Consider the following 15,076-nt stretch of genomic DNA (forward strand, 5'->3'; position numbering starts at 1 on the left):
TTTCGAAAAAGCAGAGAGACCTGTCACAAAAAATAGGTCAATTCTGAAATCAATCTGCATAGGTATGTATTACACTTTTTTTAAGGGGATTGCATCATATCCTGAAAGGCGTGACGAGTGTAGCCATAATCATCAGGAGTGGAGGATAGTCATTACGCAGTCATGGGAGGAACCGAGCATGAATATTTTTGAACGCGTTGCGGAGTACCGGGCGGAAAACAACCGTCTGGCCTGGAGCGGCACTTTTAGAGAGTATATTGAGATACTCAAGAAAGACCCGACGCCGGCGATGACAGCTCATGCACGGGTTTACAAGATGATTGAATCTTTTGGTGTAGAAGAGGTTGGGGGACATAAGCGATATAAATTTTTTGAGCAGGAGATCTTTGGACTGGACCGAGCGCTGGAAAAGTTGGTGGAGGAATATTTCCATTCCTCAGCCAGGCGACTCGATGTGCGCAAGCGTATCCTTCTTTTGATGGGACCCGTCAGTGGGGGGAAATCGACACTGGTCACGTTGCTAAAGCGTGGCTTGGAGAAATTTTCGAGAACGGATCAGGGAGCCGTATACGCGATTGAAGGCTGCCCGATGCACGAGGACCCGCTTCATCTGATTCCCCATGAGCTGCGTCCCGATTTTGAAAAGGAGCTGGGTGTACGGATTGAAGGTAATCTCTGCCCATCCTGCCAGATGAGATTGCGTACAGAATTTGATGGCGATATTGAAAAGGTCCGCGTGGAGCGGGTGTTTATATCGGAAGAAAACCGGATTGGTATTGGTACGTTCAGCCCTTCTGATCCGAAGTCACAGGATATTGCTGATTTGACGGGCAGCATCGACTTTTCCACGATTACGGAGTATGGTTCGGAATCCGACCCGCGTGCGTATCGGTTTGACGGAGAATTGAACAAAGCAAATCGTGGACTGATGGAGTTTCAGGAAATGCTGAAATGCGATGAGAAGTTTTTGTGGAATTTGCTTTCTCTGACCCAAGAAGGTAATTTCAAGGCCGGGCGGTTTGCGCTCATCAGTGCAGATGAGATGATCGTGGCTCACACCAATGAATCCGAGTATAAAAGTTTCATTGCAAACAAAAAGAACGAGGCATTGCAATCAAGGATGATTGTAATGCCGATTCCTTATAACCTGAAGGTGTCTGAAGAAGAAAAGATTTACGCCAAGCTCATTAAACAAAGTGATATGAGACATATCCACATTGCGCCTCATGCGCTGCGTACGGCTGCCATTTTCTCCGTGCTTACCCGCTTGAAGGAGACGAAGAAACAGGGGATGGATCTGGTCAAAAAGATGCGCATGTATGACGGTGAAGAGGTCGAAGGATACAAGGAAGCCGATCTGAAAGAAATGCAAAGTGAGTTTCTGGAGGAAGGTATGTCCGGGGTAGACCCGCGGTACGTCATTAATCGCATTTCTAGTGCATTGATTAAGCAAAATGTGGAATCCATCAATGCCCTGGACATTTTACGAGCAATCAAGGATGGTCTGGATCAACATGCCTCCATCACAAAGGAAGAACGGGAGCGCTATCTGAATTTCATTTCCGTGGCTCGTAAGGAGTATGACGAATTGGCGAAAAAAGAAGTGCAGAAGGCCTTTGTGTACTCTTTCGAGGAATCAGCCAAGACGCTGTTTGACAACTATTTGGATAACATCGAAGCTTTTTGCAATTGGGCGAAAATTCGCGATCCGCTCACAGATGAGGAACTCGACCCGGATGAGCGGCTCATGCGCTCTATTGAGGAGCAAATCGGGGTATCGGAAAATGCGAAAAAGGCATTCCGTGAAGAAATATTAATCCGTATTTCTGCGTATTCTCGCAAGGGACGGAAGTTTGAGTATCATCATCATGATCGGCTTCGAGAAGCCATTGAGAAGAAGCTGTTCGCCGATTTGAAGGATATTGTGAAGATTACGACTTCAACCAAAACGCCTGACGCTAATCAGCTCAAACGGATGAATGAGGTGATTAAACGACTGATTGAGGAGCATGGCTACACAGGAGCCAGCGCTAACGATCTGTTAAGGTATGTAGGTAGCCTCCTGAATCGGTAAGACGAAATAATAAATAAGTACAGTATGGTGAAACTATGGGTTGATCTGGATGGTTCCACACAGTCGTGAGGTATCCGATGAACTTGTTTTAGAGGGAATTCGGCAAGCACAGGGAGTTAGGTGCTGCTGGATTCTTTTTTTTGTATCCATAGACAGTTGGAATTATGTATTTTTTCTGAAATTGCTATGAAAAAAATCATAATCAATCTTCTGCTTTTTTAACATTTTCTAAAAAGTTGCCGATAAATATGGTAATGTAAAATCTATGTAAACTATTATTTGGAGGAACTTATGATTCATGTCGTGGAGAGTAGATTAAAACAGATACAATATATTGGTATTACTGATGATGATTTGGCTTTATTGCATCATTATCAGGGACTATTCCAATCTATTGTGAACGAGGTCGTGGATCGGTTTTATGAACATGTAGAAAAGGTTCCGCATCTCATGTCGATTATTTCCAAATGGTCAAATATTGAACGGCTAAAACAAACACAACGTGAATACTGGCTTTCTCTCGCAGATGGAAAAATAGATGATCCGTTTATCGAACACCGTCTTTTTGTGGGGCAGGTACATTCCCGAATCGGATTGTCTTCCGATTATTATTTGGGCACATACATTGCTTATCTTGATATTGCAGTAGACATTTTAAAGCGTTCGGGGATAGAGGACTGGTATTCTATTGTGCACGCTCTTTCCAAAATGTTCAACCTGGATTCCCAGCTTGTACTGGAAGCTTATCATGAAAAAGAAAAGGAACAAATCAACGACCTGGCCGACGAACAAACGCAGGTGCTGACCGTTGTGTCCCGAATTGCGCAAAATTTGACCGGGATGATTGCTGAGCTTAGGGAAAATACGGATAATATCGCGGAGAGTGCCTGCAACACTGCTTCTTCGCAGGAACAAACGGAGGAACTGGTACAGCATTTGAGTGACGAGATTAAACATATTGAGCAGATGAGCGGTACAATCCGGGAACTGTCCGATCAGACTCACCTGCTGGGACTGAATGCGGCGATTGAGGCAGCCCATGCGCAGGAAGCAGGACGCGGGTTTCAAATTGTGGCACAGGAGGTACGAAAGCTTGCATCTAATTCAAAGCAAGCACAGGAGCAAATTCAGCGCAAGGTGCTGGATATTGCCCGTATGCTTGACAGTGTGCAATCCGAAACCGCTGCAACAACAGCCAGTGCCCGGCAACAGGCCTCCAGCTCAGAGGAATTGGCTTCGTTCACAAAGCTGATCGAAAACATGGTGAAGGAATTGGAAATGCTGCAACATTCCTCGGAAATGCTAAAGGTGTAAGATGTGGCTTGAAGGCTAACCTTACGTTGGAGGCTTCACTGCTATAACGATTCAGTCATAGACTTTTTCCATTCTATATGAGCCGCAAGTACTCTTTTCCATAACTCGTCCCGTTCCTGGTGACTGTAGTTAACGAGCGGCTCGCCAAATACATCTGCCAACACTTCCAGCCACTGCGATTTCTGATCCAGCTCTATTTTTTCCAAACCGTTTAGCCCGCGCTTTTTCCAAATACATCCTCTGAGTTCATTCGCCTCTAATGCTTGCCTTTGCCGAATCAGAAATAGGTTAAACCATGGAGATTCCGCTGAGCGGCTATAGAAATGATGTTTCGGCATGAATTCTTCCAAATCCTGAACAACCGCTGGAGCAAAATCAACGCCAACAAATGAAGCAAGCGAGTCATGCTCTAACCGCCAACCTTTTGTAACAACCCCGGATTCCATGACTTTATAATGAAGAGGAGCCTGTTCATAAGTTCCCATACGGAGTGGAAGAGGCTCATATGGCATATCGCCCAGCCCGACATCAACAATCCATACTTCATCTTCATGATGCTCATTTAGCAAGTTCACTGTTAGTCCAAGATGAAATGAATTAATGCGTGGTTCAGTTCCCAGAGGTTGTACCCCGGCACGATGCAGAGAAACTTTGTACCCTAGTGAATATAGTAGTGCACTAAAGGCACCATTCAGATGAAAACAATAACCACTTCTCCCATGTAGAATGAGTTGAATGGATTCTTGAAAACCAATGGCTGCCGGCTTCCTTGCATAAATGTCCAATGTTTGCCATGAAAGATGTTTTACATGAGCCTTATGCAGCTCAACTAAATAGGGAAGGGTAGGAGGTTGAATTTCGGGAATTCCGATTCTGTTTAAATAAGCTTTTATTTCTTCTTTTGTCATGGTGTACATGTACAGTCACCTCTATTGTTGTTAGTTTCCCAGATTCTCTTCTCGAAACCATTGAGCATTGAGTCTTAGCATCATTGTAGAAGGGGGAAGTGCTGTTTACAATGCTATACATTTTTGATTGTACCGGTACAGTTAGCAAATCGATTGGCTTTAGCGGCATGCGCTTTTCCTGTAGTTGTTGTCAGAACACAAAAAAACAGACCGTTTCATCGGGTCTGTTTTTTTGTTTAGTTCCAAGCTGACCGATTATAATAGTGATCTGAGTTCACGTCGGTATTTGTTCAAATGAACGAACGAGGGAATGACTCGTTTGGCAGAACGGAAGCCGCCTATTCTGATATTGCGGACCACATGATAGGGAGAGATCAATAGTGCGTGAAGCAGATGCAAATCATGGGTGCTCAATGGACGATATCGTTGATAGTAATCTATCGCGCGCAGCATCTTTGTCCCATTCCAAAGACAATTCCGATGAAGAAGATGGGAGAGATCTTTCATCCTTACATGTAGGGAGCAATTTTCAAAGTCGATCAAATGGATTTTGAGCTGTTTGTCTTTAATCAGATTGGGATAATTATAGTCGCCGTGTATAAATGCGGCGGCTTTTTGCTCCCGAGCAATGGCTTCTCTAACTTTGGGCTGCTGTAGACGATGGGACACTTCTTCACAAAGTGCTACGAGATGTGCTGTGCCTCTGTATGGGATGAGGCGTTTTTTGTATCCAGCTATTTCATCGCTCAAGCCTTCATAACGGATTCTGGATGGCGGAGCTTCAGTGATAGGAAAGCCCATGGCACTGGAATGGAATTTGGCTAAAGTAGCAATTCCCTTTTTGAAGTCTATTCTTTTTGTGAATTCTGGTCTGAGTCCATGAACCCAATTGGTTAATGTATACGAAACACCTTCATAGGTCATGTAAGCCGTTTGTTGTACTGTTGGATAGACCTTTTGGCTGCGTGTAAACCCGCGCTCATCCAGGTAGGACAAGACACGTGTAATAAAACGGATCTCTTCTTCCGGGAATTTGTAGGGTTTTAAGCAATAAGTCGTATTAGCGGTCTCAATCTTGTGAATGTCCTTCATTTGACGGGTACGCTGAATTTTGATTCCATACATCTGCTCAACGTTCGATAAAATCGACATTTTGCTCCTCACTTTCTTTTATACATGAGCCCACTCCTGCAAAATATGGATGATTTGTAATCGAAGAGGCCACGACTGATCCCAATGGTCCAGGATTTCACGATCTCTTGAACGGTGCGGGTGTCGGGAAGCATGCCAGGCTTCTCGTGGTAGTTTATATAAAGCCGTAACAATCTTCCGTTCAGTTCGGCTTAGTGGCTTGCGTTTTTGGTATCCCTTCAGCAAGGATTGCACAAATTCAGGATTGAATTGAGTCGTATTCATAAGGGCCTTTGCCAAATCAGCATAGACTGAGCCGATCTTAACCCGATCCCAATCAATGATTTTGAGATGACCACCATCCGAAATAATGACATTTGGGGTAGTGATATCACTGTGTATCAAGGAGGGGTGCCGATGTTCCATCCGAAGCAGCCTTATGATAGATGCATCCTGCAAATCCTTCCATGCTCGCCTGGATAAACGTTTGCAGTTTTCGCCGTGAGCATTGTACCAGTTGCGGTACGTTTTATCATGGCGACTGTTTTTTATCATTTTTCTTTGAAAAAGACGATCCTGGTTTTTCCATATCCGCAATTGTTGAATGGTCGGAGGGGATTTTCCTTTATCCATCCGATGCAAGCCGGTGGAGGTGGCGTGAAGTGTGGCAAGTGCCCGCCCCAGTTTTTCGAAATCTTCAGCGGTCTCCAGTCCCCGTCCTTTGACCCACTGGCTTACATAAAATGGCGTTCCTTGATATAGAGTCCATAACTTGCCGGAATGAATGGGGAGCCATGCGGGCATATAGGTATACTTTCTCTTTTTCAAAAGCCTTATATGGCTCGCAGCTCGTTCCATCTGTTGAATCGTATTTGAACGGACCATCTTTGTACGACTAAAGGGTTTTAATGCATAAGTTCCTTTTTTCGTTTTCACCTGGATCACTGCATTTTTTCGGTATAATGATGAGACTAAGCTTGATTTTAATGGAATCAGGCCGAAACGACGGGTGATTTTGCGAATCTGTGCTTTAGTATAGGATTTCGCCATAAGAACCTCACTTGACTTTGAATTGAAGAACAAGGTAATCCTCTGTTAGTTATCAGTCTATTCATGAAGAAATAATAGGTGCAGTTTTATGGAGCCATCTTCGTTCTTTTCCTGTGTCACATGGGTCAAAAAAACGGAGCAGCGAAAGTTCGCTGCTCCGTTTTAATTAACTCTGTATTTAGTTACCCTGATTATGACCTGGGTGATTAATATTCGTTGTCATCATCATCTTCGTCTGTATCCACGATTGCGCCAGATGATGCATGGATTTCAAGCTCAACGGTTCCTTCGTTGGTGAGTACCTTTACCTCGTAGATGAACTGTCCATCTTCCTTATCCAATTTAGAAGACAAAAGGGTACTCCCGGGCACGTGTTTAAGCGCAATTTGCCCAGCCTGCTTTTCAGTCAGGGTGATGTGATTTGGCTTGTTAAGGATGGACTCGTCATTCGAGTCATGATCAAGCTCAGAATGGGAACGGATGGTTTCCCCAGTATAAGCATCAACATCTATATCCCAATCTCTATCTCCTTGTTGGAGATCCACCTCATAGTAGACCTTTCCGTTTTTGCGCTCCAGTTCGACATCTTCAACTTGTGCATTATTCCCCACAGCTTTCTTGGCAATGTTGGCAGCGGCGGTCGCTCCAATAAGACCCGTAGGTTTAGCGGCCCATACGGCACTCGCTGAGACACCCGTAACCGTAACTCCAAGCAGAACCGTGGCTGCCATAATTCCTAATGTATAATTTTTTTTCATTACATCATTCCTCCTTGTGCTATAAGCATGAATACAGCTTATCTCTTGAACATGAGAGGAACATAATAGAATCATGAGAAAACCATGAGAAACATGAGCTAAGATGATCGTCAAATCGTCATGATTCGTCGTGCGCCTGTTTTTCTTTTTCCCAAGTTATAGAGTCAATAGAGCCCGATACTGCATTGACCTGTACTACTGCTTCACGCCCATCTTTTACCTCAACCTCAACCAGATAGTAGAGGCCTTTGTCGTTGCGATGAAGCTCAATATCATCGGATGTTCCGTTAACTGCTTGGGCAGCAAGCTTGGCTGCTTCTTTCTCCGTAATGACGAGAGAGGCTGGGTCAGGTTTATTAGTTGGATTCGATGTGTCTCTGGTTGGTGAGGTACCGGGCTTGTGGTCCTGGGGCTCCTGCTTCGCATCTGTATAAGCCTGTGTCCGCTTAATAGAGTCGATGACACCGTCATAGGCATTGGCTCTTATATCGTATTTCCCTTTGGCGCGTTCCAGCCTGATCAGATAAAAATCACCCAAGCGTTGCGTTTCAAGCACCTCACCGGGATACTGATGCAAAACGGATTGGATGACGGCCTTTTCTTCCAATGGAGAAGCTGCTAACGACCGTGCCCAAGGCCACTGTAAAAGGCAAATTGTAATCAACACAGCCGCCAGCGTACCTCCAATCATCCACACATAGATAGCTTTCATCGGTATTCCCACCTTTGACTTATTATTTTGGAACGGTAGGGAGGATGATCGTTGCAGTTGTTCCGCTTCCCTCTACACTTTCTAGCCCAATTTGAGCATGTATAGCTTGTGCAATTCCTGTAGCCAATGATAAGCCTAGCCCAGCCCCACCTTCCTCGCGGCTTCTGGCTTCATCCACACGATAGAAACGGTCGAATACTTTAGATAACTTTTCTTCCGGGATTCCAATTCCTTGATCTGTGATTTTTATGCAGGGTTGAGTTGTGCCGTCCACGGTATCAATCATCAGGTGTATCGGCTCGTCACTGTATTTGCGTGCATTATCCAAAAAGATAAATAGGAGCTGCTTCAGCTTATTTTCATCGGTATAGCCAATGCATTCTGTCTGAACATCCAGTTGAATTTGTCGGGCGAACGCATTTTCAAATGTAGTCTTTAATTCTGTCGCTATTCTGGTCAGGCGTACAGGCTCCAGCACGACATTCCACTGTTCTTCGTTTCTGGCCAACAAAAGAAGCTGCTCTGCCATGTCCTTCATTCGGATCGCCTCGGAATGGATCGCTTCAACGGATTCGGCAAAAATCTTGGGATGCTGCAACCCCCGCCGTTTGAGCAGGCTGGCATAACTTTCAATAATGGTGAGCGGCGTCTTCAATTCATGGGACGCATTAGATACGAATTGTTCTTGCCTGACGAAATTTCGCTCCAGCAGTTCAATCATGTCATTAAATGTTTCACCCATTTCGACCAGTTCGTCGCGTGATGATGAATGGAGCGGAAGACGTTTAAATTTCCCGCTGCGCTGAATTTCTTTCATCGTGCTAATCATAGATGTAATGGGACGTGTAATCAGTCTGCCGAGCAGTCTTCCCGATACCACGACAGGAATGAGCGCAATGCCAGTGACAGCAACAAGTACGATTCTGAGTACCTGTAGCGTCTGCATCGTCGGTTGCAGACTTTCGGTCACCTGGAGATTGACAACCTCGCCATTGGTCCAAATCATGGGGAGCGATACAAGAATGTAACGGTTGCTTTCATAGGTAATGATGCGAACCTGCCGTGTTTCATCAAAAACGCCCTTCATCAAGCTAAGAGATTGCTCGGAAGAAGAGGTGATAGGGGGAAGAAAGTCGCCTTCTGGTTTCATTAGCCGAAGCATGCCATCCAGCGGTACATAGGCTCGGAGAAGATCCTCAGCGGCTACGGATACCGGAGCACGTTGAATCCCACGAATCATGTTCTCTGCTGCGGCCTCTACCTGGTCTTTTCGACTGTCTATCGAAAGTTGGCTGAATAGGAAATAGACTGAGAAATGAATGGCCACAAGTAAAATCCCGAATAATAACGAGGTATACGTATGGATTTTGTTTTGTAGCTTCATAAGGATTCCTTCAGAACATAACCAATTCCGCGTACAGTATGGATCAGCTCAGGGAGCTGGCGCGTAGGGTCGATTTTATTGCGCACGTAGCGAATATACACATCGACCACATTGGTATCGCCCATATAATCTATGCCCCATACATTCTCCAGTAATTGTTCACGGCTAAGTACCTGCCGCTGATGTCTGAGTAAATGAACGAGCAAGTCAAACTCTCGCGGTGTAAGCTCAATGTTGTGCTCTCCTCGAAGAACTTCACGAGTACCTTCATGGAGACGTAAATCCCCGGCACTAAGCCATTGATCTACCACTTGTGGAGCCATGTCTTTCGTTGCACCCACTCTGAGTGCGGCCCGTACACGTGCAAGCAGCTCTTCGATCACAAACGGTTTGGTAACATAATCATTGGCTCCCAAATCGAGTCCCTCGACCTTATCTGCAATGGAACTTTTAGCCGTCAGCAAAATGACAGGAACGTTCGCATCATGCTTACGAATCCTCCGAAGTAGCTCGATGCCATTGAGACCGGGAATCATAATATCCAGCAATACTAGATCCCAATTGCCTTTGCAATACGTCTCCAACCCATCAATTCCGTTTTTTTCTTTACATACTTGATAGCCTTCAAATTGAAGCTCGATCTCTAGAAGCCGGGCAATCTTCTCTTCGTCTTCTACGATCAAAATAGAATGTTTCATGATCATGCCCTCCTGTAGGCGAATAGCCGATACGGAAGTATTTTAGCATATACGGACAGGTAAGACACTTCAAAGCGCAAGGCAGTGAGGGAAGAGACGTTTATACTGCGTCATATTTCCTTGACATTAAAAAGGGACAAAGTGTAACGATAGCGCTATGGAAAGTTGCAGTAACATAAGTTCAGGCCGCGGGCTTGCCCTTTGTCGCCAGGAGCGTAAAATAAAATGAAGCGAGAGCAGGGAGGGCAGGACATGGATAAAAAAATACTGATAGCGGACGATGAGGCGAGCATTCGAAATGCGCTGGCTTATGCGTTAAAGCGAGAGGGTTTTTTGGTGGAAACCGCCGTTGATGGGGAGGACGCCTTGGAAAAAGTACGTTTGTTCCATCCGGATGTGCTCATACTGGATGTGATGATGCCCAAACTGGGTGGATATGAGGTGTGCCGCCGTTTGGAAAGTCGGAAGGGCATCGGTATTTTACTGCTGACGGCCAAAAACGATATCGTTGATAAGGTGCTCGGACTGGAGCTGGGTGCGGACGATTTTATGAGCAAACCGTTTGATCTGAGGGAACTGCTCGCTCGTATTAAAGCATTGGTACGGAGACTGGAGCGAGAAGGAGCACCTGCCCCTGAAGGAACAGAAATGGTACTCGGCCCATTACGGGTACGTCCGTCCAGCCGAACAGCTGAACTTGGATCCATAGCGCTGGATCTGACCCCCAAGGAGTTTGATGTGCTGGCGCTGTTGGTATCTCATGCCGGAAGGGTGTATACACGGGACGAGCTGCTGGAGCAGGTATGGAGCTTCGATTATGTGGGCGGAACGCGGACGGTGGATATTCATATCCAGCGTTTGCGCAAGAAGCTTGAGCCGCATCAGGCGATATTGCAGACCGTGTATGGTATCGGCTATAAGGCAGAGAAAATGACGTGAACGAACATCATTCACTCCATCAGCAAGGAAACTTGCGGTCCACCGACCAGCAGAAGCGCAAATGCAAACCTACAGGCTTGAGCCTGCGTTGGAAATTTCCGCTGGTACTTGCGGCTTTGCTGCTGTTTACTGTCGGTGTGCTGAGCTGGCTCGTGCTTACTGGTATTCGCGCTAACCAGACAGATCAAATGGAACGCAGCTTAAAGCGTCAGGCCGAAATTGTAGAAATGCGTGTAAAACAGTCTTACCTGTTGGGAGTGCGCCAATCACCGGAAGACTTTATGAAGAAGCAGGGACCTCAACTCGCAGTGGAACTGGGCGTATCCAGTAATATGCGCGTTATTTTATATGATGGTCAAGGGCATGAGGTTGGCAATTCTCTACCGCTGGCTTTTAGAACAGATGTCAGCCAGGCGCTCTCCTATGCGATCCAAGGCAAAATTGCATACATTACGGAAGGAAGCGCAATCACTTATTTGGCTCCGCTTCAAGGTCCGGACGGCTTACTGGGAGTGGTACAGCTTCACAGCTCAACAGAAGCGCAGCAGCAGTTCTACCGGGCCATTGCCCACTTGTTTCTATGGACGGGGGGTGCGGTGCTGGTATTGAGCTTTATCTTGGGTTTAGGCTATGTCAGCCGCCAGACGAGGGACATCGGAAGACTGACTCGTGCTTCTGAACAGATATCGGCAGGGCATTATCCGGAAGCCAGACTGCTGCGGCGGCAGGATGAGCTGGGAAGACTGGATGAAGGAATGCTCCAGATGAGCCATGTGATCCGGGAGAGCATTACCGCGCTGGAAAACGAAAAGCTTCGGCTGGAAGAAGCGGTTCAGCGTTTGAGAGAGCTAGAGCAGCAGCAAAAATCTTTTATTGGAAATATCAGTCATGAACTAAAGACTCCGTTAACCTCTATTCAAGCTTATGCTGATTTACTGGATATGTATGGGGATGATCCTGAACTGGTGCGTGAAGCGAGAGAAAGCATCAGTAAGGAAACAAAACGGTTGTACGAGCTTGTCGAGGACTCGCTGCGGCTATCTGTGCTGGATAAATATGATTTTGAATTGCATACGGAGGCTGTGGAATTGCATTCGTTACTGGAAGATGCAGGGAGCCGTATTCGAGGAAAAGCAGCAGCGCGTAGACTGAATTTTTCGATAGATACCGTTCCTGCCCAGGTGTGGGGAGACCCTAAGCATCTGATGCATATTGTACTAAATTTGCTGGATAATGCAGTAAAGTATAATCAAGACGGTGGATGGATTACGTTATCGAATCGGGTAGAACAGGACACTGTGATTGTGTATGTACGCAATTCCGGTCCGTGGATTCCTAGGGAGCAATGGGACATGATTTTTGAGCCGTTTGCTACTTTAAGTCGTGATCGATCTCGTCAGGACAGCGGTACGGGACTCGGTCTTCCTCTGGCGCGCAGACTGGCGGAGCGCATGGGGGGAGAGTTGCAGCTTACAGCTTCAGACCATAGTGGGTTGGAAAATGGAAACGGCCATACGAATGTAAGTGGTAATGAATTTTCGCTTAGACTTCCCCTCTTGGTTCACGATAGCTCCCTGTAAACGGCCGATTGTTAGCACAGGGCTAGAATGGTGTCTTGTTTACAACTTGGAAACAATTCGATGTATTCATGAGATGTTCGGGCATTAAACTGGGGGTATCGTTAACAAGGAGGCCGTTGTACATGATAAAGAAAAACATAGACAGCTATGGGCAAAAGAACGGTTCCTCTCATCGCGAAGATTCCCGTACAAGAATTTTCAGACAGAAAGCCACGGGGCTGCTTATGATCGGCTTAATCGCCGTGGGATTGCTCAGCGGTTGCGGCATGAAGAGCGCAGGAGAGACAAATCCAGCATTCGGTATGAAACCGGGCCAACAGCTTACTGTGATTGACACGGATGCGGCTCAGAAGCAAGTAACGGATGAGCTGGTAGTATCGTCTATCGACAGGCTGGGGGATGTCTACGCGAGGTCTTGGCTGAGCGACGAAGAGCTGATTGTGGAGCGTAAAACCCAGCTGTGGATTCATAATGTAGAGACAGACAAGGAGCGGATTTTAACACCAGGTCGTAAAGCTCCACAGTTACTTGCTGTGGTATCACCGGATCAGCGCCATGTCTTCTTTACTGAAGGTAGCCCCAACAGCAAATATGATATTCAGGGCTACATTTTGGAACTAAGCAGTGGTAAGGTTACATCGATTGGCAAGCTGGATATGACTAATGAAGTGAGTTGGAGCGATGAGAATCATCTCATTACAGGCACACCGGATGGTAAAATCCAGCTGATTGGTCTCGACGGCAAAGCTGAAGAATTGAGTTTTCAAGATCCGAATCGCTCTGAGTTGATTTCTCATGTCGAAAAAGTGGGTAACGTCATATTTTATACAGGCAGTGATAAACAAGGGTATCCGGTGCTGAATCGGTTCACCCTCAATCATCCTCAGGCTGTGACCATTGCAGAGGGTGTCATGTCCTTTGCCGTGTCGCCTGATGGTAAATCTTTTGCCATTGAAAAACGGAAATGGAATACATCCGAACCAGCCCGTATGATCATTTTGGATGAACAGGGCAAAGAGAAAGGAATCGTCGGTCAAGGCACTTTAATGAGTCGTGGAAGCTGGTCCAGCGACGGGTCCAAGCTTGCTTATTCCATTTATGATGAGGATCAGCAAGGCATGAGAGGGCTGTATGTGTTTGACCAGTCCACGGGTAAAACCACTCCGGTTACGACCGATATCCAATCCTATGACAGCCCAACGGTATGGAGCCCATCCGCCCGGTTTTTATCCATGTACCAGAACATCTCGGAAGGTGGAAAACAGCTCAATCAAAGCTACATCGTCGAATTTAAGAGGAAGTAGTTTCTGGACCCAGTCGTACACGAGGCTCATCGTTGACAAGGAAATCATACCAGCGGTTGCGAAACCGAACCTGAGGTCCATCAGCGGGGACGTGTGCCTCCATTCGCAGCGCTTCTGGGATTGGACGCGGATGCTGGCTTTCCACCACGGCCCGATCCTCTTCCAGCACCTTGCCACTGTATCTGGAAAAAATGTGGCTCATGCCCGGTACAAATCTGGCAAAATTACGTCCAGCCAGTCCGTAGATGGCAGTTAACTCTTGCTCAATCGGAGTGAAGGTGACGAAATTAATAAACTTGCTGCGTCCTTCTTTTACGGGAGTCAAAATCCATTGCTGTGGAAAGGTATATTGTAATAAACCTTTCCCGTTTTTCACTCGAATATGATTGTCATCTGCTTCAAACTCGATATGAATGTCGGTGGAGGATTTTTTACCGATCGTTTTGTTATGGACAATTGGCAAATGAGCGACATCCAGCACGCTCTCCACAACTCTCGTCAGATGTGCCTTCCACACGGAATCGTAGGGAGACAAAATGAGAGAGGGGTCCTCCAGCTCGGGAAAAATCTCCAGAGGAGGGGGGGATGTGGATGTTCCCAACCCTGAGTTTATCTCAGACTTTGAGCCAACGGCCTGAGGATATACCCACAGCAGACCGGCTTTTTCAATCACGGGATAGGCATAGGTATGAGCAAATTCAGGAATAGCCCGTCCCGGATGTGCCGGAATATCCACACACTGCCCACTCTCATCGAAAGACCATGCATGATATGGACATGTGATGTGCCCGTTTTGACAATAGCCGAGCGACAAATCAGCTCCTCGGTGCGGGCAATAAGCATGGATGGCATGTACCTGACGATGATCATCACGGTACAGGACAATATCTTTGCCAAGCAGTCGCTTTTTAAGCGGTTTATTCTTTAGTTCCTTGGACCAGCCAACGGCATACCAGGCGATCGGGAATACCTGCTGATCACTTTCACGAACTTCACGAAAGCTGGGATGGGTGTTCATCTATATCAGCGCTCCTCGTTCTGCTTCTCAATTATGACCCGTGGGTCATTTATTATATTAGTATAATACACCCCTGATCCAAAACGAAACAGGTGTCCTGAAATTGGCAAGAAACGAAGGTCGCTTAAGGTTGTATGAAATAGTAAAAAAAGGTGCATATCCTTTTAGGAATGCCCCTTTTTTAAATTAGGCTGGCTATTTGATTT

13 protein-coding genes are annotated in these 15,076 nt (G+C 46.2%); 5 read left to right on the plus strand and 8 right to left on the minus strand.

Going from position 1 to position 15,076, the window contains the following annotated elements:
• The first annotated feature begins 178 nt into the window (after window positions 1-178).
• Both G9G53_RS02540 and G9G53_RS02545 read left to right on the plus strand, forming a co-directional pair.
• Window positions 179-2,074, plus strand: coding sequence for a PrkA family serine protein kinase (locus G9G53_RS02540; protein ID WP_029516521.1), 1,896 nt, complete (start codon window positions 179-181; stop codon window positions 2,072-2,074).
• 291 nt (window positions 2,075-2,365) lie between these two features.
• Window positions 2,366-3,388, plus strand: a complete 1,023-nt coding sequence (locus G9G53_RS02545) for a globin-coupled sensor protein (RefSeq protein WP_165145074.1) — start codon at window positions 2,366-2,368, stop codon at window positions 3,386-3,388.
• 41 nt (window positions 3,389-3,429) lie between these two features.
• On the opposite strand, the gene G9G53_RS02550 is transcribed toward G9G53_RS02545, so the two are convergent.
• The 7 genes from G9G53_RS02550 to G9G53_RS02580 all read right to left on the minus strand — a co-directional run bounded on the left by G9G53_RS02550 (window position 3,430) and on the right by G9G53_RS02580 (window position 10,029).
• Window positions 3,430-4,305 (minus strand): arylamine N-acetyltransferase family protein, encoded by an 876-nt coding sequence (locus G9G53_RS02550; protein WP_165145077.1) that lies wholly within the window; start codon window positions 4,303-4,305, stop codon window positions 3,430-3,432.
• Window positions 4,306-4,551: 246 nt separating this feature from the next.
• On the minus strand, window positions 4,552-5,448 hold the full coding sequence (locus G9G53_RS02555) for an aminoglycoside phosphotransferase family protein (RefSeq protein ID WP_165145080.1): 897 nt from the start codon (window positions 5,446-5,448) through the stop codon (window positions 4,552-4,554).
• Between the two features lie 18 nt (window positions 5,449-5,466).
• Window positions 5,467-6,477 carry an aminoglycoside phosphotransferase family protein gene (locus tag G9G53_RS02560; RefSeq protein ID WP_165145083.1) on the minus strand — a complete coding sequence of 337 codons (1,011 nt, stop codon included), beginning with the start codon at window positions 6,475-6,477 and terminating at the stop codon, window positions 5,467-5,469.
• Between the two features lie 206 nt (window positions 6,478-6,683).
• Window positions 6,684-7,235 (minus strand): PepSY domain-containing protein, encoded by a 552-nt coding sequence (locus G9G53_RS02565; RefSeq protein WP_165145086.1) that lies wholly within the window; start codon window positions 7,233-7,235, stop codon window positions 6,684-6,686.
• 118 nt (window positions 7,236-7,353) lie between these two features.
• Window positions 7,354-7,947, minus strand: coding sequence for a PepSY domain-containing protein (locus G9G53_RS02570; RefSeq protein ID WP_165145089.1), 594 nt, complete (start codon window positions 7,945-7,947; stop codon window positions 7,354-7,356).
• 22 nt (window positions 7,948-7,969) lie between these two features.
• A complete protein-coding gene (locus tag G9G53_RS02575) occupies window positions 7,970-9,331 on the minus strand; it encodes a sensor histidine kinase (protein WP_165145092.1) in 1,362 nt (453 codons plus the stop codon).
• The gene (locus G9G53_RS02580) at window positions 9,328-10,029 is read right to left on the minus strand and encodes a response regulator transcription factor (protein ID WP_069012810.1); all 702 of its coding nucleotides are present in this window, start codon (window positions 10,027-10,029) and stop codon (window positions 9,328-9,330) included. The genes G9G53_RS02575 and G9G53_RS02580 overlap by 4 nt, the downstream gene beginning before the upstream one ends.
• 252 nt (window positions 10,030-10,281) lie before the next feature.
• Between G9G53_RS02580 and G9G53_RS02585 the strand changes: the two genes are divergently transcribed.
• The 3 genes from G9G53_RS02585 to G9G53_RS02595 all read left to right on the plus strand — a co-directional run bounded on the left by G9G53_RS02585 (window position 10,282) and on the right by G9G53_RS02595 (window position 13,852).
• Window positions 10,282-10,968 carry a response regulator transcription factor gene (locus G9G53_RS02585; protein WP_165145095.1) on the plus strand — a complete coding sequence of 229 codons (687 nt, stop codon included), beginning with the start codon at window positions 10,282-10,284 and terminating at the stop codon, window positions 10,966-10,968.
• The gene (locus G9G53_RS02590; protein ID WP_165145098.1) at window positions 10,965-12,548 is read left to right on the plus strand and encodes a sensor histidine kinase; all 1,584 of its coding nucleotides are present in this window, start codon (window positions 10,965-10,967) and stop codon (window positions 12,546-12,548) included. The genes G9G53_RS02585 and G9G53_RS02590 overlap by 4 nt, the downstream gene beginning before the upstream one ends.
• Window positions 12,549-12,670: 122 nt before the next feature.
• A complete protein-coding gene (locus G9G53_RS02595) occupies window positions 12,671-13,852 on the plus strand; it encodes a WD40 repeat domain-containing protein (RefSeq protein WP_165145101.1) in 1,182 nt (393 codons plus the stop codon).
• Here the strand turns inward: G9G53_RS02595 and G9G53_RS02600 are convergent.
• Window positions 13,839-14,870 carry an aromatic ring-hydroxylating oxygenase subunit alpha gene (locus G9G53_RS02600; RefSeq protein WP_165145104.1) on the minus strand — a complete coding sequence of 344 codons (1,032 nt, stop codon included), beginning with the start codon at window positions 14,868-14,870 and terminating at the stop codon, window positions 13,839-13,841. The genes G9G53_RS02595 and G9G53_RS02600 overlap by 14 nt on opposite strands.
• Window positions 14,871-15,076: the final 206 nt, after the last annotated feature.

It is taken from the genome of Paenibacillus sp. EKM206P (assembly GCF_011066155.1).
In the GTDB taxonomy this organism is placed as follows: Bacteria; Bacillota; Bacilli; order Paenibacillales; family Paenibacillaceae; genus Paenibacillus; species Paenibacillus polymyxa_D.

Coding starts and splice junctions, on each gene's coding strand:
- G9G53_RS02575 (WP_165145092.1), bottom strand. CDS start 9,331: ATGAAGCTACAAAACAAAATCCATACGTATACCTCGTTATTATTCGGG.
- G9G53_RS02550 (WP_165145077.1), bottom strand. CDS start 4,305: ATGTACACCATGACAAAAGAAGAAATAAAAGCTTATTTAAACAGAATC.
- G9G53_RS02565 (WP_165145086.1), bottom strand. CDS start 7,235: ATGAAAAAAAATTATACATTAGGAATTATGGCAGCCACGGTTCTGCTT.
- G9G53_RS02585 (WP_165145095.1), top strand. CDS start 10,282: ATGGATAAAAAAATACTGATAGCGGACGATGAGGCGAGCATTCGAAAT.
- G9G53_RS02580 (WP_069012810.1), bottom strand. CDS start 10,029: ATGAAACATTCTATTTTGATCGTAGAAGACGAAGAGAAGATTGCCCGG.
- G9G53_RS02570 (WP_165145089.1), bottom strand. CDS start 7,947: ATGAAAGCTATCTATGTGTGGATGATTGGAGGTACGCTGGCGGCTGTG.
- G9G53_RS02555 (WP_165145080.1), bottom strand. CDS start 5,448: ATGTCGATTTTATCGAACGTTGAGCAGATGTATGGAATCAAAATTCAG.
- G9G53_RS02540 (WP_029516521.1), top strand. CDS start 179: ATGAATATTTTTGAACGCGTTGCGGAGTACCGGGCGGAAAACAACCGT.
- G9G53_RS02560 (WP_165145083.1), bottom strand. CDS start 6,477: ATGGCGAAATCCTATACTAAAGCACAGATTCGCAAAATCACCCGTCGT.
- G9G53_RS02545 (WP_165145074.1), top strand. CDS start 2,366: ATGATTCATGTCGTGGAGAGTAGATTAAAACAGATACAATATATTGGT.
- G9G53_RS02595 (WP_165145101.1), top strand. CDS start 12,671: ATGATAAAGAAAAACATAGACAGCTATGGGCAAAAGAACGGTTCCTCT.
- G9G53_RS02600 (WP_165145104.1), bottom strand. CDS start 14,870: ATGAACACCCATCCCAGCTTTCGTGAAGTTCGTGAAAGTGATCAGCAG.